We start from the raw sequence: 23,067 nt of genomic DNA, 5'->3' as shown, positions 1-23,067 counted from the left end.
AAAAGACCCACTCAATCGTGGGTCTTTTTTAGTTTGGCTATTAGTTACAGCTCAATTCACTACCCCAAACTATTGACCAAAACCACTGTCTTTTATATCAACCTTGGTCACGTCGCCATACTGAGCGGCAATATCGGCAATTTTTTCAGCATTACCAATCAACACATACTGCAAATTTTGTTGAGGGAAATACTGCTTAACTAAACGCTGGGTTTCAGCAATGGTTAACCCATCAACTTTAGCTTGAAATTGATTAATAAAATCATCATTAAAGCCATATAAATACATCTCTGACATTAAGCCTGCTAACTGGCTGGCGGTTTCAAACTTAGGCGGAAACTGCCCTTTAACATAAGCTTTAGCTGAATCTAAGGTCGCTTGGTCGATACCTTTTTCCCACAATCTTGCATAGGTCTTTAAGGCTAAATCAATGGCTTCTTTGGTGGTTTCAGCTTTAGTAAAAGTACTAATTTGAAATACACCAGCTTTTGAGAACGGCACAAAACCAGAGCGCGCACCGTAGGTTAAGCCTGCGTTAACCCTAAGTTCATCATTTAACCATGAGGTAAAACGACCGCCTAGAATTGTATTCACTACCGTTAAGCCAACGTAATCAGGGTTATCGTAACTTATACCCATGCCACCAAACACAAAAGTGGTTTCAATTGCATCAGGCTTATCCACCAGCAACACGCGGCTAGCGCCCATTACAGGTAAAGCTTGAGCTAAATCGGCTTGCACTGCGTCTTCAGTATTTTGCCATTGCCCCAAAGCTTGCTCTAACTTAGCTTGCATTTGCTGCGGGTCAAAATCACCCACAACACTAATTGCTACGTTATTAGGTTGATAGAAACCCTGATGAAACGCTCGTAGCTGCTCAATAGATAAATCAGCAATAGACTCGCTGTTACCTGAACTTGGGTTCGCATAAGGATGGTTAGCAAACACTAGCTTATTAAAGTAACGGCCAATCACAGCACGCGGGCTTTCCTTTTGTTGCGACAACCCCACAATTTCACGTTGCTGTAATTTAGCAAATTCTGCTGTATCAAAGTCAGGAGATAACAATACATTGCTAAAAATAGGCAGTACCTTATCCAGATCTTTACTCATAAAGCTGGCATCAATATAGCTGCCCTCTTGATCTGCGCCGGTATTCAAACTGGCACCCATAAAATCGAGTGTTTGTTCAATATCGGCTTTTGACTGACCCGCTGCACCTAGCATGAGCCCTTGGGCTGTAATGCTGGCTAGCCCTGAGGTGGTGTCATTCACTGCACCGGCTCGCACCACGGCATTGATTGTGATTAATGGCACTTCTTTTTGTACCATTAAATTCACTTTAAGACCGTTAGATAAACTCACCGTTTGATACTGAGGTAAGCTAAAGCTGCCTGTTTCGACTACATTGGCCACAGTACTGTTACTTGTAGTAGCGCAACCCGCTAATGATAATGCACTGACAATAGCCAGGGCCGACAACGACATTTTGATTGTTTGTTTCATAGGTCTCATTTGTCGCTCTCCTCTGTAGCCGCCAACACACCGACTGTACGATTAGCGCGAATTAAATAGGTTTGCGCCACACGCTTGATATCTTCTGGGGTCACTGTGTTATAACGCTCTGGCGCATCAAATAATTTTTCAAAGCTGCCAAAATACATCTCGTAGGTTCCTAGCGTGTTGGCTTTACCGTTAATGGTTTCCATATCACGATAAAAATTGATTAATTTAATATTTTTAACCTTTTCTAACTCTCCAGCTGTGACACCTTGGGTTGCGATTAAGTTAATTTGCTCTAGTAAGGCAAGCTCAAGGGTACTAGCTTCAACGCCTGTGTTAGCAACACCTAAGATGTAAAACAAGTTAGGGTCGAACGACATTGGCATGTACGTGTCTGCCGATGTCGCCAGTTGCTTGTCTACCAAGCCTTGGTAAAAACGCGAGCTATTACCTTGACTTAAGATTGAGCTGAGTAAATCAAGCGCATAATAGTCAGCATGACTGGTGGCCGGAATATGGTAAGCCAACATCACATTTGGAGTACTTACCGACTCTTTCTTAACAAAAACGCGACGCTCACCTTGCTGTAATGGCTCGACTGTGCGAACGGCTTTAGGCGGTGCTTGTGCCGGAATAGGTGCAAAATACTTATTTGCTAATCGCTTAACTTCAGCCAGCTTTACATCACCGGCAATAACCACAACGGCGTTGTTTGGCGCGTAATAGGTTTTATGGTATTGCTGCAAGTCTTCTAACGTCCATGCGGCAATGTCAGACTCATAACCAATAACCGACCAGCTATAAGGATGGGCTGAAAATGCCACACCTTTTAACGCTTCTTGTATGGTGCGCCAGTTAGAGTTTTCAAGCCCTGTTGTGCGCTCTGACTGCACCACGCCACGCTCACTCTCAACCATTTCAGGGTTGATATCTAAATTAGCGATACGGTCGGCTTCCAAATCAAACATGGTTTCAATGGCATTGGCGGGGAACCAGTCGGTATACACTGTCATGTCTTCAGTGGTGTAAGCATTATTTGCCCCACCAGCAGCTTCCATAGTGCGGTCAAACATTTTCGGACCAAACTTTTTTGAACCATTAAACATCATGTGTTCAAAAAAGTGCGAAATACCGGTAATACCAGGTACCTCATTGCGCGAGCCAACTTTCCAAAATAAGTACATATTGGCATTGGGTATAGAGCTATCCTCTAATACCATAATTTTCATACCGTTATCTAAGGTAAAACTATCAATATCTTTGGCGGTAGTGGCATCAGCACTTGATGTGCCTAAAATGCCTGCCAATAACATTAACGCGGTTAACGTCCGTTTCATATTTCGCTCCTTTGAGCTATTTTAACTATCAATGTTGAATAAATTTTACTCTGCTGCACCTAATGCTGTAAGCGCAATTTGTGTCATAGTTTGTACACCGACTTTCAAAGCGCTTTCATCCACATAAAATGCAGGTGAATGGTTACTGGCGACTTGGCTTAAGTCTTGGTCATGTGGAGTTACACCTAAGAAGAAAAATAACCCTGGGGTTTCTAATGCGTAATAAGAGAAGTCTTCTGCACCGGTAATTAAACCGGGTTCGATAAGCATTTCTTCGCCCACAACAGATGCAATTACAGGACGCATTTTACTGACTAACTCAGGATTATTAACCGTTACTGGATAACCCGCATCAATAATGGTTTCAGCACTTGCGCCCACTGTTTTAGCAGCATTGGAGGCTATATCAGCTAGCTTGACCTTAATCGCAGCTCGCATGTCTTGATCAAAGGTGCGGATGGTGCCAATTAACTCAACTTTATCAGGAATGATATTAGAGCGGATCCCGCCATTTATTGCCCCAAAACTCACCACGGCTGGCGCTTTAGTGATATCAACCTGGCGACTAATAATAGTTTGTACGCTAGTGATAATTTGCGCGGATGCCACAATAGGATCAACCCCGCCCCAAGGACGTGAGCCGTGGGTTTGTTTGCCTGTGACATTAATGGTGAATGAATCTTCGCTGGCCATGGCTGGCCCTGAACGTAATCCAATCACACCCGTAGGTAAACTTGAGGTCACGTGCATACCGAATACTTGATCAGGTTTACGTTTAGCAAATAAGCCTTGCTTTAACATCAACTCAGCTCCGCCCTCTTCACCCTCAGGTGCGCCTTCTTCCGCGGGCTGAAAGATAAACATCACATCTCCCGCTAGGCTATCTTTTACTTTTACCAGACTTTCGGCGACACCCATTAACATAGCCACATGGGTATCATGGCCACAGGCATGCATTACACCAACCTTTTGATCTCGATAAGTATCGGTAACTTTGGATGCAAAAGGTAAATCAACTACCTCAGTAACAGGTAGCGCATCCATATCGGCACGTAAACCGATTAACGGCCCTGGCTTACCCCCTTTTAAGATGGCAACTACGCCAGTATGTGCAATACCCGTTTGCACCTCTAGCCCTAAAGACTTTAGATGTTTTTCAATGACTTTACTGGTACGAAATTCACGATTAGATAATTCAGGATGTTGGTGTAAGTCGCGACGCCACTCAATAACTTTTGCCTCTACATCTGCAGCAAGCTGAGCAGCATTGGGTTGGTCGGCAAAGGCTGGTACTGCTAATAAACCTGTAGTTAAACTTACCGTCATAGTGGTAATGAACTTAGCAATTGATGTAAGGCGCATGATTAATCCGTTTAATTATTATAATTGGACAATTAACTTACCTTTATTTTGCTAAATTGTTAAATTTTTTGAGGGTGGCCGGCTAAGAACAATTGTATCTATTTGTTTGCAGTAATGAGTCCCCAAAAGTAAATTAGTTAGAGTCAGCGGATTCTGGCAAATGAAACATTACCACGTCATTCTCGATCACTTCGAGTTGCCATTGATACTGTTTAGCAATCCATTCAAAGGTCGACAGGCTATAAAAATTAATATGAGTAGGATCAAACTTGTAATGCCAGTCTATAAAACCTGCAATCCCCTTAACTCGCTTAGTCATAATAGCCAGCTTGCCTGAAGGGTTTAGTAAGCCTTGTAGTTGCTTAAATATTGCTTGGGGGTTAGCAATATGCTCCAGCACTTCGGTCATGGTGACAAAGTCATATTGCTGCTGTAGTAGGTCATGGTTAGGGAAATAAAATAAATCATAATTACTAACGTCAACACCCTGCTGCGCTGCCATTTGGCTAAGCACAGCACCTTCCCCACAGCCAAAGTCTAACCCCTTAGCGTTGGGGTTAACCCGAGCGAGTAATGGAGTTAAGGTACGAGATAGAAAGCGTTGATAACCCGCATCGGCAAAATCATTATGGTGACAATCATAGTGGGCTTTTTCTGCGGCTTTATCTAAATAAAATGACGCAGGTACAGTAACCAACTCACATTGTTTGCATTGAAAGTAGCTACGGTCTTTATCTTGGTGAAAAAACACCACTTCAGTGTGGTGACATAATGGGCAGCGTTCTGGCGCAACAACGGTATTAACAGCTAAATCTACTGACATGAAAGACACTCTATTGGCTCAACACTTAGGCTACTTTTCTTCACTAATTTGTTTTTCTTTAGCGGCGGCTTCTTGTGCTTGTTTTAAATATTTATTCTCTCGCTCAGCACGATCATCAAACTGCGTTTTAGCCTTTTCACGCTGCTCATTCTGCCATTCACCTGACTCCTGGCGCGACAACACATCTTGTTCGCGTTCAGCGGTTGCTTGCGCTGCAACACGCGCCTTGTCTAATTGCGATTGCGCTAACTTTTTAGAATCAATTCTGCCTTGCTGAGCCTGTTTTTCTAACGACAGCTTCTTACGCGGTTTTTCCGGATCGATTGGCGTAATAGTATCGCTTGCAAAAACCATTGAAGTTGAAGCTAATACTAAACAACATCCTAATAATAAATACTTCATTTTACTTCCTTGTCATTTAATTGATAACGGGCTTTGATGTTTTCAGGCATGGCGCTCAATCTATGTTGCACCATAGCATCAAAAACGGCAAACAAAGGCTCTGTGTCTAAGGTTTTATCTAGCGCCGACAATAATAAAGCCGTAGCCTCTAAGGTAGATAAACTATCAGGCCGTTTTGCTTTGCGAATAATATAATTTGATGCGTGTTCAACATCTAAATGGATAGCGGGGTAGTGTTGCAGCCATGGATTAGACTGGAGTATTTTATAAGCTTTACGCCAAGTGCCATCCAGTAAAATAATGATGCTGTCGGCCTGAGCACCCGATTGCGACACAGTTTGACTATTGTCACTTGGATACACCACATATATCGGCTTGGAGGCTTGGGCTAGGTAAGCCTGTAAATCAATAAAATCTTCTGCGGTTTCACCCACAAACACCCGCATGTTCGGCATAACTAAACGCATTAACCGAACGGTATTTTTAGCATGATTAACTTCACTTTCATGCTGCATCACTATGACATTTGTGCGCGCCTGTAATGGGCTAATCGCATGGCACACACAAGCTGTTTGTGGGTAATCACAGACGGCACAATAAGTTCTTCTCATCTTAAATTAAACCTGTTGCTTGAATACAGCAAACCATATAACATCATATTTTTACAATACTTTTACCATATCAAGGAAGAATAAATGACTAAGACAAGTTTGTCTTTAGCACTAATGCTGGCATTGGTCAGTTCGAACACGTTCGCAGAAACCTCTGACACTTTTCAACATGAAGCCGAGTTAGGCTTTCTAGACTCTACTGAAAACTCTGATGGCTTACTCAATCTCAATTATAGTTATTATTTTGAGCCCGTTAATCAAGCTGACGTTCCTTACGCACTGGCGCCTTTTCTCAATCAATATTCTACCATTTCAGCTCGCTATGCCGTAACCGATTACCAAGATTTATATAATATGGCGGGTGAATATGTCTTTGACTCTAAATTTTTCATTGGTGGGGACTATACTAGAAACACCACTGAAGGCATTACGCTATTTAACTCTGATGATAGCTCAAATTTTTACGGTGTTAATCTAGGCTACTACTTTACCAAGCAGTCAAAATTAACCTTGGCATACTTATGGAACTCTGAAGATGTAACTGAACAGTATGATGGTAGATACTATAGCGATAAAAATAAAAATAACCTTATCAAACTTGATTACCAGCATTATCTGCCTTTTGAGTCGATCTCAGGGTTGATGTTGAATGGCTTTATACTACATTCATCAATTAAAAATAACAGCGATTACACTCTCGTTTTAGAGCCAGATGACCACATCTCATCACGCACCTCTCACAGCGAAAATTCAGTAACGGTACTCGGTGTTAACGCTGATTGGTATATCACTGACTCTTGGTCTGTGGGCGGACTTTATACTTATTTTAATAGTGATTATGATTTTGATGGGATAAATATTATTACTACGCCTGATACCGTCGTTAATGATAATTATAGTTTCAGTGACTCAAACTCAAATGATACATATTCGATAAACACCCGCTACTTCTGGCGTTTCTCAAATATTTTCTCTGCTAAAGTATCTCTTGAGCAGACTTTTGTAGATTCTGATTCTCAGACCTCACTCGGTATCGCCATTAACGCTCGATTCTAAAACCTAATGACCTAGATCCAAAAAGCCCATTACTTTACTAATGGGCTTTTTTTGGTTCATGAGCATTCAGTACATATGCCTATTCAATTAAGCATGCTGCTCTTGGTGCCAATGATTAAAACGTTTCATGCCCATCATCAGCAATAACACACTGCACAATCCCCCCATTAATAAGGCTATTGCATAGGGCGCTGGAATATCAGTTAATTGAATAAGGGCGGTTAATATCGCTGCGCCGCTCATTTGAATACAACCTAGCATGGCCGTTGCTGTACCCGCACGCTCACCAAAGCCTGCCAATGCCATGCTAGTCGCTGGGCCAAGTAACGCCGCAAAGCCTACACATAACAACATCATGGGTAACATAAACCCAAAACCTGCCGCTAAGCCAGTTTGTGGGCCCACTAACTGCATCACCACTTCAATAGCCGCGGCTGCAACCATAAAGTTAAGTGCTACAACCACACCAGCACGATTACCGATGCGCTTCACTAATATCGGCGCAGCAAAACAAGCAGCAACATTCACCACGGCATTAAGTCCAAATAAGGCACTGAACGTTAGCTCAGAAATACCTAAACGACCAATTAACCACACTGGGGCATAAGACACATAACAAAGAATAGAAGCCATTGCGACCATACAAGCCGAGGCATAAAACATGAAATGACCATCACTTAACACCGGCTTATAGCGTCCCCAGCGGTATAATGTACCTGAGGTATCAGTGTTAAGCGGTCGAGTTTCAGGAAATTTAAAGCCAACAATAAACAACACGATAATGGCGTATAACGCCATAAAAATAAAGGTCGAACGCCAACCAAACTGCAGCGCCAATAATCCACCTAATGTAGGCGCAAGTGCGGGCACCACACAAATAGCGCCATTAAGGTAACTGTAAATCGAGCCACTTTCTTTATTGCTGTAGCAATCACGCACCGCACTAAACACCACAATAGACGTTGAACACGCGGCTAGCCCCTGAAATACCCTTGCAAGTTGCAATAACTCAAACTCAACCGCATAAGCCCCCAGAAAGCTACTGACGCCATAAAGCACAATACCAAAAATCGCAATCGGTCTGCGGCCAAAACGATCAGCAAGTGGGCCAATCAGAATTTGTCCAACACCCATAGCAAATAAAAACAGCACTAACGTGGATTGCACCTGGCTGTCTGACACACCGTACTCTAATGCCATGGTTGGCATAGAAGGCAAATAAATATCAATCGCTAAAGGGCTTAGCAGCACCATCAACATTAATAACGGTAATAGATTACGTTGCATCAAATTTCTCACTCGATTTATAGATTAACCACAGACTTCTATGTGTCTCACCTCAATCGTTATTTCTTATTGAGGTTAATAAGTAATATTAGCGCATTAGTGGTATGACAAGAAATGATATAAAATCCATAATGAATTTCCACAAAGGAATAACTGTTGTGAATTTAGACAACCTTGCCCGCATTGACTTAAACCTGCTGGTTACGTTACAAGTATTATTAGAAGAACAAAGTGTGACCCGTGCCGCTAATCGGTTGCACTTAAGCCAGTCAGCGTTAAGTAAAAGCTTAAATCGATTGCGTGACACTTTAGACGACCCATTATTTCAACGCACAGCCCACGGTTTAAAACCAACTGCCCATGCACTGGCATTAGGCAAAGTGTTACCACAAGCTTTACAAAACTTGTATCAGTTAACCTTACCACCTAGTTTCGAGCCCGCCACCAGCCAGCGTCACTTTGCTTTTTCTATGGTTGAAAGCGCTTATGAAACATTAATTCCTTACTTTATCGGTTCACTGCTAAAGCAGGCGCCTCAATTAAAGCTAGACACTTACGGCTGGACAGAAAAATCGATTTACGACTTACAACACGGCCAAATAGACTTTGGCATTGCGGGTCGTGATATGCATCCACACTCACAATTTAAAGAGGATAATCTTGCTGATGGCCTGCAATACCAAACCTTGTTTAGCGATAATCAAGTGTGTTTAGTCCGTAAAAATCACCCTATTTTATCTGCATTACAACAAGGTCACTGGCATCAAGAGGCGTACCTTGCCATGAGCCATGTACAAGTTCGCTGCGAAGGTAATGACTGGTGGGCATTGGATTACTTTCTCGCAAATAGTAATTATCATCGCCGAATATCCACAACTGTGCCCGACTTTTATGGTGCGGCCAGTATTTGCGCCCATACCGATTTAATTTTCACTTTACCATCCAGTTTTGCGCACCATGCACAAAACCTATATCCATTAGTGCAAATTCCCCTACCCTTTGAGTTTATGCCAATGGCCTATGTGTTACTTTGGCATGAGCGCAACAATCAAGACCCAGGTCATGAATGGGTGAGACAAATGATTGTTAATAGTATTCCCCAGGATCTCAAAGCATCACTCCATACTGAATAAACAAAAACCATCAATAATAAAAATCCCAGAAAAAAATCATGTCACGTTGCACTGAGAACATTAACTCACTTTAACGTGACATATTATGTCCAAAAGCGGCACACTAGCCTTTCAGTCTTCATTATTATTTATATGGGCTAATCATATTCAGGAGCCACTATGCAATTTAATCAATCATTTCGCGCGACCAATTTGAAAAACAACTTAACCGCAATGAACCCACTTTTGGCATTAGTGGCCTTTATTGGTCTGTCATTAATTGCCATGGTATTGCTGCCATTTATTTTGTTATTTTTATTGCTGAGCTTCATTACTTTTCAGCTACTAGGTCGTAAAGTTATTATCCCAAAAATGAAGCGTGCTTTTGAACAATCTCAGCGCCAACAAGGTCACACATACCGAAGCGATGCTGATATTCAACGCGAACCTACTGCACCTTATGCTGATATGTTTTCGCCCGCGGGGAAACATCAAAACAAGCCAAACCAAGGTGGACGTACGTTTGAGCATCAAGCAGACTAATCTAATATTGAATCAAATGAGGATGTAATAATCCTCCCCCGATGTCACTCCCCCTTTTAGTGACATAGGGGAGTTAACACATCATTAAGCTACACCGCAATCAAGACTATAATATTTACAGCGAACACAGAACTGTAATATTAATGCCATATGCTGCTTTTATTCATGCCATTTATGTGAGTATTAGCCCCTTGAAAATATCCACTCTATCTTTAGGCGCATCTGCGCTATTGCTACTGCTGGCAGCGTTGCTAGCAACAACCGTTTTATGGAGCAATCAACAACGACAAGTCAGTGAACAACTGAATCAAGACTTACAAAAAATCCAGCATAGTTTCCAATATGGCATCAGTCGCAATATCGATAAATACTTACAAACAGGTCAAACGAATTACCTTGAACAAGCGCGTAATGACATTACCAAAATTAATGTAGACATTACTCAGTTACACCAAGTTCATCCTTACCTAAACAGTGCTTCTTTAACCACATTGATGACGCAATTAATTAGTGATTTAGACACTAAGTACCGCGCAGCGGGTAAGCTAGCAGGTAACCCAAGACAATTATTGGCATTCTCTGAATCAGAAATGCTCGACTACAGTCGTAACTTAAGCCGCTACGCCCAATCAGCTTCGCAAGACATTCATGACCTCAATACCGCACAGCAATATCTCGCGCTTAGTGTTGAGTTACCCAGCTTAGTGTATACATTGTCTCAGCAAACCCAGGCGATATTAATCGACAAAGATAGCGGCGTAGCTAACAACCTAAATTTTTCTATCAATGCCCTAAACCTGTGGCACGATAAATTAGATAATCTGCCTTTGTTGGGCATTTACCAGACCGAAGAAGCGGATGAATTTGCCTTAGGTGATGATGAAACGATCCAAATTGAAACAGGCGAAACGCCACGGGCAGAGTTACTCAGTATAACACAGCGCTACGGTAAAGAGGTGGCGAATACTGAGCAGATGTTGACAGAAAATCAGCGAGTACAAGCCGCATTAATCAAAGCTACCAACCAGGTAGAGTATCAGCTGGTCGCATTAGCAAGCACCCAGCAGGCAACTGACCAGCAATTAAAAGTCAATTTACAATGGCTGCTTTATAGCATGGTAACCTTGCTGGCACTCTTTTCAATCGGTTATTTCATCTTGCAGCAACGCCGAGTTGTCGCGCCATTGAAAAAGCTAAACCGCGCGTTTTTATTATTAAGTGAATCTAACCAAAGAGAACCGCTTGCGGTGAATAGTCAGTGTGAAACAGGACAAATTGCCGCACACTTTAACCAACTATTACAACGTTTTGAGCAAGAAGATAATAAACAAAAGCACAATATGGCTAAGGTGTCGCAATCGTTAAGTGATTTAGTGGCAAGAATTGGCTCATTATCAAACAGCACCCAACAAACCCAAACCGTGGTACAGCAAGCACAAGGTCAAACTACCGATTTAATTGAACTAGCCAATCAAGTCAATCAGTCCTCTAGCGCATTAACAGCCACTGCCCAGCAAACCATGAACGACATGCAAGCCAGTCAACTAGAAGCGCAGGAAGTCCTGACCGCCACTAACCATACATTACACACAGTCACTCAATGTAACCATTCACTATCACAACTCAGTACCTCTGTGAGTGATGCTGCTAAAATTGTTGATGTGATTGGTAACATTGCCGAACAAACCAACTTATTGGCATTAAATGCAGCTATTGAGGCAGCAAGGGCTGGCGAACAGGGACGAGGATTTGCGGTTGTCGCTGATGAGGTGCGTAACCTGTCACAACGCACTCAGGTATCGCTAAAAGAAATAATGGCAATTCTCACCCAACTTACCCAGTCAAATAGTGCACTCAGTAGCAGTGTCAGTGATATAAGCACAGCATCAGCGCAACAGAAAACCCGCGCACAAAGCTTACTTGCCGTTGCCCAGCAAGTTCAACAACAGGCCAATGTTATGCTCAACAGTGCCAGCCAAGGCAGCGATTTTGCCAAACAGCAGGTGCATCATCTTGATGAGTTTGTTATCGCCATGGACAACTTAATTCAACGTGCCAAGCATGCATTTGAACAAAGTGAAACCATTGCATCACAAGTGAATAATAGTGTCGATAATATTGAGCAAAGCCTAGGAATTAATAGTTAGAGTTAAAGGGAAAGGATCATCAGACTGATCTAATCCTGTTACTGATGTAACAGGATTAGCGATTAGCATCGTTAAACATTAAAAATACATCGATAAAATGAAGAGGTCTCGTGTTATGTGATACCTCTTTATAAAGCACGTGCGCCAAACGTTATGCGTTGAAAACGCGTTAATTTACCTTCAATTCAGGTAGAGATGCATTCAATTAGCTAAATTCAACACGTTTAACCTATTTTATAACAAACTTGTCATCTGTTTTGAAAACAAGGCGCATTAACACGTCAACAGCTTGCCTATTGCACGTTAATCTAACGCTATTAGCAAGAAAAAGGGCTTTTTGGTAAGTGTTTACTATCACGAGCTTAGATTAAGCATATGTTTTGCTTGTTGCAGGGCAGCCAACTCACCTTCACTAGGCTGAAGCGCGGTCACGCAGTGGTTGTCAATAACACTGTCAATTTGCATTAATAGCGACTGCCACAAAGGCGCTACTACTTGCCGCTGAATATCATTACCATGCAATTTTGCCTGTTGTAATAAGTAAGCTGATTGCACCACATCGACTCGACCTAACATACCGTCAGCCAAAGCAACGCTGAGCTCAATCATTGCGGTAACATTATGGCCATATTTAATCACATCATGTAAGTAGCGCTCGGCTTGTTCTAGTTCGGCTTTAGTGGCGTGTTCATGGTGAAGAATAGTCGTAGCGCAATGTAACATGGCATCTAACTGGCCTTGACTGGCCGCTTCTTGCATCCATATTTGACTTTGCTCAAGCTGCACATCGATATTATCGCCAACATTTAAAGCCAATTTTTCGGCTAATAGTAACGCTAAATGATACTGCGCCTGAGGATAGCCAGACTCTGCCGCTTTGCTCATCCAAACATATGCCTTTTGGTATTCACCCGCTTCATAAAACAACACCCCAAGATTAGACATAGCTTCAACATTATCAGCTTCAGCCGCTTGGGTTAGCAATAATTTAGCCTGTTCAACATCAGCACCAAACACCTCACTGCCCACCAGATAAAAGTAACCCAGTAATGCTTGAGCATCGGCAATGCCATGCCTAGCGGCTTGAGCAATAAGTAACTCGCCTTGTTTTGTGTGCAGGGCTTTTTTTGCTGGCTCAAAATCAGCATAACCATGCAGCAAGCTGACACCGTGTTCATATAATGCCGCATGCTCAAAAGGTGCTGCCTGGGCAAACCAATAAGCCGCCTGAGCAAAAAGTCGCTGCATCTCATCCTGATTAAACTGTGGATTATGTGTTTCATCGGGAGCAACAGCTTGAGTGCCAGTTTGATCTTGAGCCATTAGTGCTTGAGCTTTTAGCGACATAGCCACTAAATACTGAGCATGATGGTCATTGTGCATCATGGCGCGATAGCATACATCTCTGCCCGCCAATGAATCAAAAGGCACAAATTGATAGGCAGGCGCTGATGCTTGGTGCACTAACGGATAAAGCTGCTTGATCACGTCAATAATGTGCTTAATTGATTTTTCAGCCAAGGACACTAATTGATGTTGGGTAAGATGATATTTTTCTGGATGAGCACCACGATTACCGTCAGCACGCAATTTATGCATGGTACGAATAGCAGTAACGTCAATAAGGCGAGCTTGGTTTAATTGCTCAATGCGATCGTATAGATTAGGCCCAATAAACTCTAGCTGATGCTGTTTAGCAACTAGGCTGGCAAGTTTGTGAGTAAAGCTGCGGATATAAACCAGCGCTTGAGTGGGAATATCACGAACATAACTCTTTGCGCTGGCATAATCTTCACCAAGTTCAATGGAGAATTGGCTAACTAACTCAGTATCAGTTATCAATAGACTCTCCTATCGACTCAGTAAATTAGGTCTAATAAATTACACTTCTGTGTGGTTATCATCATCTGTTGAGGCGTCATCTATAGGAGCATCAATTTTACGATTAACCATATAGAGACGGAACAATGCCACGTTAATAAATAACCCAAAAAAAGCGAACACAGTGTCGGTAATTAATTGCAGTGGAAAACCAACTTGTGCAGCCATTTGTGAAAGCGTACCACTGATTAATATGAGTGGCAGATACAACATTAATATCGCAATGGTTTTAACTGTAATCGGCCCGGTAAATATAAAGCTAGCTTTAATGGCTTCCAATGGCGTTAAACGCTCAACAATAACCATAAAGTTCACATAAGCTAAGCGCGAAAATAAATAAAAACTAATCCCAAAGCCCACTATGCCAAATGGACCAAAGGCAGCAAATAGCATCACTGGGGTTAAAATAGCTAAACCAGAAAACACTCCCGCAAGTAATAAAGGCGGCACAAATTGAATGCTTTGTTTAAATACCATAGCGGTTGAAACATCGTGGCCACGTGAGCGCACCTCTAGGTATACCGTAATTGCTGCTATCAATATAGAAAACAGTAACAGCAACACCATCATGGCTGCGGCATGAATACTACCAAACTCTGGCGTTTCAGCCTGGGCTTGCATCAACATCTCATTACCCAGCCAAAGCTGGATCATCACTTGTATCAGTAATAACGGAAAGGTTATTGCGGCAAGTTGGCTAATATGATTACGAAAAAAATTATAGGCTTCAGTCAAAATCGCTGAAAGTGACATAAGTGAGATCCCAAAAATCGGCTTAAGATGATTATGGCGCTAAGGATACCCAAAATTGATCGAGTTTGCACAAAACAAAATCTTCATATGTCGTATAGAGGCAAAAAAAGTTAACATAATGCCAATATCAGCACTATTTTTACCAAAGGATCAACTTTATGAACCGTTCTATTATTGCCTGTTCAGTATTATCAGCCGTATTACTCTCTGCTCCAGTAAATGCTGGTTGGTTAGACAATGTCACCAAAAAAGAAGCGGCACCCGTCGCAACCCAAGCTGCTGCAGTAACTGGGTTAGCGGATAACGCCTTAGTGGGCAATGTTATGTCTCAACTTGGCTTAACTGAGCAACAAGCTGCTGGCGGCTTAGGCTCGATACTGAATTTAGCCCAGTCAAACCTAGGCAAGAACGATTTCAGCACCTTAAGTAACAGCATTCCCGGCATAGACTCATTATTAGGTGCAGTACCGGCCATGGCTGGTGATTCAGGTATGTCAGGCTTATTGTCAAAAGCAGGTAACCTAGGTTCATCATTCCAGGGCGCTGCAGTTGTTTATGATTCTTTTGAAAAACTGGGCATTTCAAAAGAATATATTGCGCCTATGGTCGACATTGCTAAGCAATATTTACAGCAACAATCAGGTGAAGGCACAGTTGATTTGCTTATGAAAGGTTTAGGGTCGCTGCTGTAAAACATTAGCCAAACCTTGTCAGCTAATTAATCTGCTCATTTACAAATATAAACATAAATTAATGCCGAGCACTGTGCTCGGCATTGTTGTCTTTGCTAGGATGTATGTTGATTAAGATGCGTCTTTGTTAGAAAGAGGCGAAATGAGGAACAACGATGATTGCCAAACTCAAACAATTTATTCAAGCCCGCTCCCAGGCAGACAGCCCTGAAGATAAAACCCGTCAATTGCACCTGGCGGCAGCCACACTGTTACTCGAAGTGGTCTATGCAGATGAAACCTTGGATGACAATGAAGCTGCACTGTTACCTAGCATGCTTGCTAACGCATTGAATATCACTGCCGAGCAAACAAAAGAGCTAATTGAAGAAGCTAGCTTAATCAGAGGTAACGCAACCTCGTTATTTGAATTTACCGCTGAAGTGAATCAAGCGTTCAGCCTTGATGAAAAGCAGCAATTACTGCTGGCAATGTGGCAATTAGCTTATGCCGATGGTGAACTATCGCAACATGAAGACCAAATTATTCGCCGCTGTGCTGATTTACTTCATCTCAAGCACAGCGAACTGATCCAAATGCGTAATATCGCTATATCCCAAAGCTAGCTCAGCTTATTCCGGCAAGTGAGCCGGAGCCTGTATGGACTTGCTTTGTAAGTGTGTTTTTTGCCACCACATGAATGGGGCTATAACAGCGACCAACAAAACTGCATACAGCATGTTGTCAGCAAGGGCGATTCCAATGCCGACACAAAATAGGCAGCTAGCAGCCACTAAAGGCAGATAACGCTTACTCAATAGTTTAACCGCTGAGAGCATCGCCAATAAATAGATAATCACAAATACTCCATTGCTCCAGGCAATCAGTTTTTCTAAATCCTGATTAGAATAAAAGGTCAGCACAATCACTAATGCCATAGTGCCCAGAATGGCAAACAAGGCCCTAAACGGAACACCATGGCGATTTAGCACCACAAAGTATTTAGGTAAAATACCTTCTTTGCTAAAGCTCCAAAGTAATCTTGCAGCGCTTCCAGCATAAACATTTACCGTTGCCAAACCACTGGCTATACCTAAAACACCGATTATTTGAGCACCATAACCGCGTAAAAAGCTATCACTCAGTAGGTAGTCAAACGCGCTTATCATCGCTACGCCATTGTTATCCGACGGCACCATTAACAATAAAAATGTACAGGCTAAGTAAATAACACCCACTAACACTGTACCCATTAAAATGGCAGGTAACATGTCCTTATCTGGGCGACGAAAGTCGCTAGCAAGATGGGTCATGGCTTCAATACCTAAAAAGCTCCAAAAACCTATGCCCATTGCCAACATGACTGTACTCACCTGTGGATGGCTAGTTTGGTTAAAAGACTCAAGTTGCTCTGAGTTGAGACCACTTGCGCCAAATAATATTGCTACCACAGCCACAATCGCCAAAGTTAATCCAAACTGCAACTTGGCTGACACCTGAATACCGCGAATATTTAGGCCTAACAACATCAACACCACAAATAGTTCAGCGACTAATTGCCAGCCATTGTGCAGTGGCACTAATGCGTTCATAAATTGAAAGGTCATTAAAATTGCCGCAGGCGCACCAATAGGAATAACGAGTAGAAAAATGAGCCCAATGGTTCTGCCAGCAGTTCGGCCAAATGCTTTCTCAACAAAATAAGCTGGCCCAGCTGCGTGGGGGAAACGGCTCGCCAATAATCCAAAGACTAACGCTACCGGAATAATGGCTAAGGTCAGAATTAACCAACCTAATAAAGCCCCTGAGTCCGCCACTGCTATCGTCATTTGCGGTAATATAAACACCCCTGTACCCAGCAAAGTGGTGGCCATTAAGCCTGCGCCTTGCCAACGTCCTATGGTTCCTGTGATTTGATTCATTTGTTATTCTACTGGGCTTATTTTAGGTTATTATAGTGCCACATGGGTTTTCATTCTGTCGGCGATATAACGCAAACTGCTCGATTAAACCCACAAAATGACGGTTAAAGGTAAAAATACCAACAAAATGACGGATCAGCTGTGGACAAATTTGATAAAGCCATTATAAATGAGTTACGCCAAGATGCGCGTCAAAGTATTTCGACTATTGCAGATAGAGTCAATTTATCTCGAAGTGCTGTGACCGAAAGGATTAAAAAACTGGAAAACACCGGCGTGATCCGCGGCTACCAGGTGCTTTTAAGCGAATCGCAAAAACAAGGGGTATCAGCTTACTTTGAAATCCAGCATAAATGCCCGCGGTGCGCAGATGTGGTTCACGTTTTTCACAGTATCCCTGAGGTCATTACCTGCCAGGGCATTACCGGTGACATGGACTTATTAGTCTATGTACATGCAGACTCAATGAAGCGCTTACATGAAATTCGTGAATTTATTGATGCACAAACTGACATTATTAAAATCAAAACCCACGTGGTAATGAGTGAATGGATAAATAATCTCAATTCGGATTAAGCTAAATAAGCGTTCTCATAATCGGGTTCAATCAAGCAAGGTGTAGGTACTAATTTATAAATAAAAAAACCAGCAACCTAGTAAAAGTTGCTGGTACTGTCTTATGGCAAGATTTGATTCTAAATATATGAAAAATTTGACTCTACAAATCGATTTACACTAATTGCTTACCAATCTCTAAGCCTTTACCGCGTAACTCTTCTAATTTCTCAGCTAAACCTGACATATCCATTTTAATAATACCGGCTTTATTCACTAGGGCAGCAAGCCAGGCAGTAAAGATTTCTTCCTCACGTTCATCATCCCAATGCATATAAATATGTTGAGATAAATACATTAAAATCGCTAATTTGGATGCGGGTTCCGCCGCAATAGGATTACGTTGAAACTCTATGCCTGCCACTAAACTAGGGGTAAATTTCCAGGTTTTAGCCAATAGTGCGCCAACTGAAGGAGAGTCAAAACCTAATAATTTGGTTTCAAGCTCTTGCGCATCACCACCTTGCTCAACCGCTGCACGAATTTGCGCTGCTAAACTAGGTTCAATGGTGGCAACTAATAACTCACCGATACGGTGTAAAATACCGCAGGTAAATGCTTCATCTGCGGGCACATTACAACGCTTGGCTAATTCCTGACTGTATAGTGCTACTTCAAAGGTTTGGCCCCAAAAGTCAGCTAAATCAATACCGTCTACCTTAGGAATTGCACCAACAACTGCGGAGGCAATGACTAAGGTTCGCAAAGTTTGCATTCCGAGGCGGATCACCGCTTCATCAATCGAACCCACTTCTCGACTGCGGCCAAAATGGGCAGAATTAGCTAAACGAAGTACCCGCGCGCTGATCAATGTATCTTGAGCTACTTTTGATGAAATACTTTTTACTGAACTATTTTCATTATTAACCGCTTCGAGTAATTCACTGATCGCTTTAGGTAAACGAGGAAGTTCATCAACTCTTTTTAATAGCGCCGCAGTCTGCATATATGTTCTCCTGATTATTCACCCATATCCTCTTTTGATAAGGGATGAGTTCACTTAATTGGTCAGTAATGCTTAACCAATTAACCGACTCACTATGGTAGGTGAGATTATTGTGTTTTTATCCTGCTATAACCAAGTTGTAACCGTCATAAGCGAGAGCTAGTGTGACTCCGATTACATTAGCAATTGCATTATCAATCGCCTAAGCAATTTAAGACTCAGTCTATCGCTAACATCAAGCTATCCTGTTTATGTTTGATTTTTCTTGTTTAACAGTTTGACATTGTTTAAGTATCTGACTTTATATAAATCATATATCTAACATTAGCACAACAAAAAATTTACTTGTGGGGTTTTAGTAAATATTTTCACTGATATTTTTCAGCGCCATGTTAAAAATGAAGACTAAATCTTAGATATCGCTATGACGAACGGTTACACTTAAAACAGACTCTTTTTTGCAGGTATTTGTTAATATGCAATCTCAGGCCAGTGCCGATTTAAATCTTTTGTGGGGCCAATTAATTTTTGAAGAACTTAGCCGCTTAGGGGTGAAGCACGTATGCATGGCGCCAGGTTCACGATCTACACCTTTAACATTAGCCGCAGCATCACAAACCAGCATTAGTCGCCATATTCATTTTGACGAACGCGGATTAGGCTTTATGGCACTGGGGTTAGCCAAAGCCAGCTGCGCTGCAGTGGCGATCATTACCACCTCTGGTACCGCCGTTGCCAATTTATATCCTGCAATAATAGAAGCTTGGTTAACCCATGTACCATTAATTATATTATCAGGCGATCGCCCGCCGGAATTAATTGACTGTGGCGCCAATCAAGCGATTACTCAGCCGGGTATTTTTGGCCATTATGCAGTTCAGGTGAATCTACCTACGCCAGATTTAGCTTTACCAGCAAGTGCACTGTTAACCACTATAGATCAAGCTATTAGCCAAACTAGCCAACCAGTACACATTAATTGTATGTACCGTGAGCCGTTTTACCCTAATGAACTTAGCCCCCTAACCAAGCAAGCTAAAAATGCGCCGATTGTTATTCAACAATATCTAAAACCTCTTTGTCAGTGGTTAAGCCATCAACATCCATATAGTTATTATCATCCAACAATGGGCGCAAAGCTGCCCAGCGAAGATGGCTTAAAACGCTTTGCCCATGGTAAGGGCGTTATCGTGGTTGGCACCTTGTCATCTGAAGATAATCCGCAACAAATTGTCGAAATAGCTCAAAAACTGGCCTGGCCGATAGTAACCGATGCCCAATCTCAGCTAAGACAGCATTCAGGGGTTATTGGTAATGTCGATCAACTGCTGCTTTGCCCTAGAACCAGCAAGCTATTAGAACAAGCTGATCGTGTCTTGGTGTTTGGTGGACGCTTTATTTCCAAGCGCTTAATCAGTTACTTGGCAAATCAACCTTGGCATAGTCATTGGCAAGTGTTACCTCGCTCAAATCGTTTAGACCCTAGCCATCAAAGCAAACAGATTTGGCAAACCAGTGTCAGTGCATTTTGTAAATTAGCCTGGCCACGATCATCAAGTGCCAACTGGGCGCTAGAACTCATTAACCATAATGAAGCCCTAGCTGAATTATTTATCCAACACATTGACCAAACTCACTTTGGTGAGGCACAAGTTATTCGCTGGATTGCCCAACAACAAACTTCCGATAATATTTTATTTATTGGCAATAGCCTACCGATCCGTTTATATGATATGTATGCCCCAATAGGCCCAGCTTTGCCTAAGATATACACCAATCGCGGCGCCTCTGGTATTGATGGGCTGATAGCCACCAGCACAGGGATTGCTATCGGTCACAAACTCCCTATGGTTATGATAATAGGCGACATTTCTTGCTTACATGATTTGAACTCTTTGGCGTTATTGAAGCAAATCACCTCGGCATATGTGTTAGTGATATTAAATAATGACGGTGGTAATATTTTTAATTTATTACCTGTTCCAACCGAACAACTCAGAGATGACTTTTATCGCTTATCACATGGATTAGAGTTTGGTTATGGTGCAGCAATGTTTGGCTTAGCTTACCGTCAAGCCGATGATTTAGAGTCGTTTATACAAGCCTATACCGAAGCTATGGACTTTAATTGCGCCAGCGTGATTGAAGTGAATGTCAGCCATGATCAAGCGAGTAATCAAATCGCTCAAATTAGCCAATGGGTTAAACAGCATTAATGACTTGGATTAATCGATACGGCGACCCTAAATTATCTGCCATGGTGTTTCTACATGGCTTTATGGGAGCAAAAGAAGACTGGCAACCTTTGATGGCCAAGATGAGCCAGTATTACCATTGCATTTGTATCGATTTACCTGGCCATGGCGGCAATCAATATCGTTTACCGACCCCAGGATTATTGGAGGCTGCTGAACATATTTTTAAGGCAGTAACCCAATTAGGCTATCAAAATTTTCACTTAGTTGGTTATTCGCTAGGTGGGCGCATAGCCTTACATATCGCCAAACAACAGCCACATGCATTACTGAGTTTAGTGCTAGAATCTGCCCATCCCGGTTTGCAAAATGAACCAGATAAACAACAAAGAATACTAAGCGATAAACGCTGGGCAGATAGGCTTATCGCCCTTCCTTTGAAACAATTTCTGAGTTTATGGTATCAACAAGCGGTATTCTCAGGCTTAACTTCAGATCAGCGCCAATGGCTAATCAGTAAGCGCCAATCGAACAATCCACATCATCTTCATGCATGCTACCAAGCAACCTCATTAGGTTGGCAGCAAGACTGTCGAGACGTGTTGCAACAACTCAAGTGTCCTAGCTACTTTATTACTGGCGAGCAGGATAAAAAATTTCTGCAAATAACCAGTCATTGGCTAGAACAACTGCAACAAAGTGCCCAAGCAAACATACCCACCTCTAGCGTAGCACAAACACTTATATCACAGCCTCATGTGAGCATAATTGCAGGAGTGGGTCACAATATTCATTCAATACAACCGCAAATGTTCGCTGACAGGTTATTATTGTTACTTCGCGATGATCCACAAAAATAAGAGTGCCCTATGACTAAGATCGCATCGTTTGAATTGTATCAATTTCAAATTGATTTAACCGTACCTTTACCTGTTGCTAAACAACGCATTGATCATCGAATTGGTATTATTGTTAACGTGACACTGGACGATAACCAACAATATTTTGCCGAAATATCTCCCCTTGCAGGTATTGATATTGAAGGTTTACCATTGACTGGATTTAGCCATGAAACCCTCGCGCAAGTTAGCGCTGAACTGATCCAACTTCAATCTCAGTTAATAGGGCAAGAGATCACTGAACTCGCCCTGGCTGCAGAGAGAAGTTTATTGCCTTCTGTGCAATTTGGTTTAAGTGTATTAGCGGCCAAATGCCTGCAACAGTTCCCCGTTAGAGTCATTACTCAAGCAAATATCCCTTTGCTGTACCAAGGTTTATCCACAACGGTAATTGATCAAAAACTGGCTGATTTAAGCCATATACACAGTGTAAAAATCAAAGTGGCACAAACCGACATGGACAGTGAAATTGCTTTTGTCCATAAGGTGTTAGCACGTAAACCCAGTTTAACGCTTCGTCTTGATGCTAATCGCGGTTTTACCCTCAATCAGGCGGTCGATTTTTTAGCCTGTTTACCTAAAAAACAAATCGAATACGTTGAAGAGCCTTGCCAGCAACCCAGTGATAACCTGAAAATGTATCAACAACTCGGCATTAAATACGCATTAGATGAGTTTTTGCTAACCACAGATTTAGACTTCGAGAAATTGTTGCAACAACAACCCGGTATAGGGGCATTTATTTTAAAACCCATGTTACTGGGCTCACTCAGTAAGATGCAAGAAATTGTCAGCCTGGCCGATCACCAAGGTGTGCGTTGTATTTTAAGCTCAAGCCTTGAGTCTGATGTCGGCATTGCTGATTTAGCCCTTATTAGCCAGGCACTCACCCCTGATAATCCAGCAGGGCTAGATACCTTAAGTGCATTTAGCCAGCGTTTGTTAGATGAAAATGGCCAATTAAAGCTAAATAAGCTCAAACTGATTAAAGGCTAGTCAGCG

General features: G+C 42.2%; 21 protein-coding genes. 10 read left to right on the top strand and 11 right to left on the bottom strand.

Annotated features, from left to right (window positions below):
* Nucleotides 1-69: 69 nt before the first annotated feature.
* The 6 genes from ACRWQM_RS01055 to ACRWQM_RS01030 all read right to left on the bottom strand — a co-directional run bounded on the left by ACRWQM_RS01055 (nt 70) and on the right by ACRWQM_RS01030 (nt 6,038).
* Nucleotides 70-1,506: a M16 family metallopeptidase gene (locus tag ACRWQM_RS01055; RefSeq protein WP_434930974.1), complete on the bottom strand. Its 1,437-nt coding sequence runs from the start codon at nt 1,504-1,506 to the stop codon at nt 70-72.
* Nucleotides 1,507-1,511: 5 nt separating this feature from the next.
* A complete protein-coding gene (locus ACRWQM_RS01050; RefSeq protein WP_434930973.1) occupies nt 1,512-2,840 on the bottom strand; it encodes a M16 family metallopeptidase in 1,329 nt (442 codons plus the stop codon).
* Nucleotides 2,841-2,885: 45 nt separating this feature from the next.
* Nucleotides 2,886-4,166 carry an amidohydrolase gene (locus ACRWQM_RS01045; RefSeq protein WP_434931949.1) on the bottom strand — a complete coding sequence of 427 codons (1,281 nt, stop codon included), beginning with the start codon at nt 4,164-4,166 and terminating at the stop codon, nt 2,886-2,888.
* A gap of 169 nt (nt 4,167-4,335) precedes the next feature.
* Complete coding sequence (locus tag ACRWQM_RS01040) at nt 4,336-5,025, bottom strand: methyltransferase domain-containing protein (RefSeq protein WP_434930972.1); 690 nt, start codon at nt 5,023-5,025, stop codon at nt 4,336-4,338.
* Nucleotides 5,026-5,055: 30 nt separating this feature from the next.
* Nucleotides 5,056-5,427, bottom strand: coding sequence for a hypothetical protein (locus ACRWQM_RS01035; RefSeq protein ID WP_434930971.1), 372 nt, complete (start codon nt 5,425-5,427; stop codon nt 5,056-5,058).
* The gene (locus ACRWQM_RS01030) at nt 5,424-6,038 is read right to left on the bottom strand and encodes a tRNA-uridine aminocarboxypropyltransferase (RefSeq protein WP_434930970.1); all 615 of its coding nucleotides are present in this window, start codon (nt 6,036-6,038) and stop codon (nt 5,424-5,426) included. The genes ACRWQM_RS01035 and ACRWQM_RS01030 overlap by 4 nt, the downstream gene beginning before the upstream one ends.
* Before the next feature lie 84 nt (nt 6,039-6,122).
* Here ACRWQM_RS01030 and ACRWQM_RS01025 point away from each other — a divergent pair, with 84 nt between their 5' ends.
* Nucleotides 6,123-7,094: a putative porin gene (locus ACRWQM_RS01025; RefSeq protein ID WP_434930969.1), complete on the top strand. Its 972-nt coding sequence runs from the start codon at nt 6,123-6,125 to the stop codon at nt 7,092-7,094.
* 87 nt (nt 7,095-7,181) lie between these two features.
* Here the strand turns inward: ACRWQM_RS01025 and ACRWQM_RS01020 are convergent, their stop codons facing one another.
* Nucleotides 7,182-8,381: a multidrug effflux MFS transporter gene (locus tag ACRWQM_RS01020; protein ID WP_434930968.1), complete on the bottom strand. Its 1,200-nt coding sequence runs from the start codon at nt 8,379-8,381 to the stop codon at nt 7,182-7,184.
* A gap of 158 nt (nt 8,382-8,539) precedes the next feature.
* Here ACRWQM_RS01020 and ACRWQM_RS01015 point away from each other — a divergent pair, with 158 nt between their 5' ends.
* From ACRWQM_RS01015 to ACRWQM_RS01005, 3 genes are all read left to right on the top strand, one after another.
* Nucleotides 8,540-9,514 carry a LysR family transcriptional regulator gene (locus ACRWQM_RS01015; protein ID WP_434930967.1) on the top strand — a complete coding sequence of 325 codons (975 nt, stop codon included), beginning with the start codon at nt 8,540-8,542 and terminating at the stop codon, nt 9,512-9,514.
* 159 nt (nt 9,515-9,673) lie between these two features.
* On the top strand, nt 9,674-10,036 hold the full coding sequence (locus ACRWQM_RS01010) for a hypothetical protein (RefSeq protein WP_434930966.1): 363 nt from the start codon (nt 9,674-9,676) through the stop codon (nt 10,034-10,036).
* Between the two features lie 191 nt (nt 10,037-10,227).
* A complete protein-coding gene (locus tag ACRWQM_RS01005) occupies nt 10,228-12,183 on the top strand; it encodes a methyl-accepting chemotaxis protein (protein WP_434931948.1) in 1,956 nt (651 codons plus the stop codon).
* A gap of 354 nt (nt 12,184-12,537) precedes the next feature.
* On the opposite strand, the gene ACRWQM_RS01000 is transcribed toward ACRWQM_RS01005, so the two are convergent.
* Together ACRWQM_RS01000 and ACRWQM_RS00995 are read right to left on the bottom strand one after the other, a co-directional pair.
* Complete coding sequence (locus ACRWQM_RS01000) at nt 12,538-14,025, bottom strand: DUF4145 domain-containing protein (RefSeq protein ID WP_434930965.1); 1,488 nt, start codon at nt 14,023-14,025, stop codon at nt 12,538-12,540.
* Nucleotides 14,026-14,064: 39 nt separating this feature from the next.
* Nucleotides 14,065-14,817, bottom strand: coding sequence for a hypothetical protein (locus tag ACRWQM_RS00995; protein ID WP_434927480.1), 753 nt, complete (start codon nt 14,815-14,817; stop codon nt 14,065-14,067).
* A 158-nt stretch (nt 14,818-14,975) separates the two neighbouring features.
* On the opposite strand from ACRWQM_RS00995, the gene ACRWQM_RS00990 reads away from it, so the two are divergent.
* Together ACRWQM_RS00990 and ACRWQM_RS00985 are read left to right on the top strand one after the other, a co-directional pair.
* Nucleotides 14,976-15,509, top strand: coding sequence for a DUF2780 domain-containing protein (locus ACRWQM_RS00990; protein WP_434930964.1), 534 nt, complete (start codon nt 14,976-14,978; stop codon nt 15,507-15,509).
* 155 nt (nt 15,510-15,664) lie between these two features.
* Nucleotides 15,665-16,114 (top strand): TerB family tellurite resistance protein, encoded by a 450-nt coding sequence (locus ACRWQM_RS00985; protein WP_434927482.1) that lies wholly within the window; start codon nt 15,665-15,667, stop codon nt 16,112-16,114.
* Nucleotides 16,115-16,120: 6 nt separating this feature from the next.
* On the opposite strand, the gene yjeH is transcribed toward ACRWQM_RS00985, so the two are convergent.
* The gene (gene yjeH, locus ACRWQM_RS00980; protein ID WP_434930963.1) at nt 16,121-17,410 is read right to left on the bottom strand and encodes an L-methionine/branched-chain amino acid transporter; all 1,290 of its coding nucleotides are present in this window, start codon (nt 17,408-17,410) and stop codon (nt 16,121-16,123) included.
* Nucleotides 17,411-17,551: 141 nt separating this feature from the next.
* On the opposite strand from yjeH, the gene ACRWQM_RS00975 reads away from it, so the two are divergent.
* Nucleotides 17,552-17,986 (top strand): Lrp/AsnC family transcriptional regulator, encoded by a 435-nt coding sequence (locus tag ACRWQM_RS00975; protein WP_226412653.1) that lies wholly within the window; start codon nt 17,552-17,554, stop codon nt 17,984-17,986.
* A gap of 154 nt (nt 17,987-18,140) precedes the next feature.
* Here the strand turns inward: ACRWQM_RS00975 and ACRWQM_RS00970 are convergent, their stop codons facing one another.
* Entirely contained in the window at nt 18,141-18,971 is an 831-nt protein-coding gene (locus ACRWQM_RS00970) for an HDOD domain-containing protein (RefSeq protein WP_434930962.1), read from the bottom strand.
* 476 nt (nt 18,972-19,447) lie between these two features.
* On the opposite strand from ACRWQM_RS00970, the gene menD reads away from it, so the two are divergent.
* From menD to menC, 3 genes are read left to right on the top strand one after another with little or no spacing between them, the layout of a single operon-like run.
* On the top strand, nt 19,448-21,187 hold the full coding sequence (menD, locus tag ACRWQM_RS00965) for a 2-succinyl-5-enolpyruvyl-6-hydroxy-3-cyclohexene-1-carboxylic-acid synthase (RefSeq protein WP_434930961.1): 1,740 nt from the start codon (nt 19,448-19,450) through the stop codon (nt 21,185-21,187).
* Nucleotides 21,187-22,026 (top strand): 2-succinyl-6-hydroxy-2,4-cyclohexadiene-1-carboxylate synthase, encoded by an 840-nt coding sequence (gene menH, locus ACRWQM_RS00960; RefSeq protein WP_434930960.1) that lies wholly within the window; start codon nt 21,187-21,189, stop codon nt 22,024-22,026. Before menD ends, menH begins: the two co-directional genes overlap by 1 nt.
* A gap of 9 nt (nt 22,027-22,035) precedes the next feature.
* The gene (gene menC, locus ACRWQM_RS00955; RefSeq protein WP_434930959.1) at nt 22,036-23,061 is read left to right on the top strand and encodes an o-succinylbenzoate synthase; all 1,026 of its coding nucleotides are present in this window, start codon (nt 22,036-22,038) and stop codon (nt 23,059-23,061) included.
* The last annotated feature ends 6 nt before the right edge of the window (nt 23,062-23,067 follow it).

The sequence above is a fragment of the Shewanella sp. HL-SH5 genome (assembly GCF_051163755.1).
Classification (GTDB): Bacteria; Pseudomonadota; Gammaproteobacteria; order Enterobacterales; family Shewanellaceae; genus Shewanella; species Shewanella glacialimarina.
This window is presented reverse-complemented; position numbering and strand designations above follow the sequence as displayed.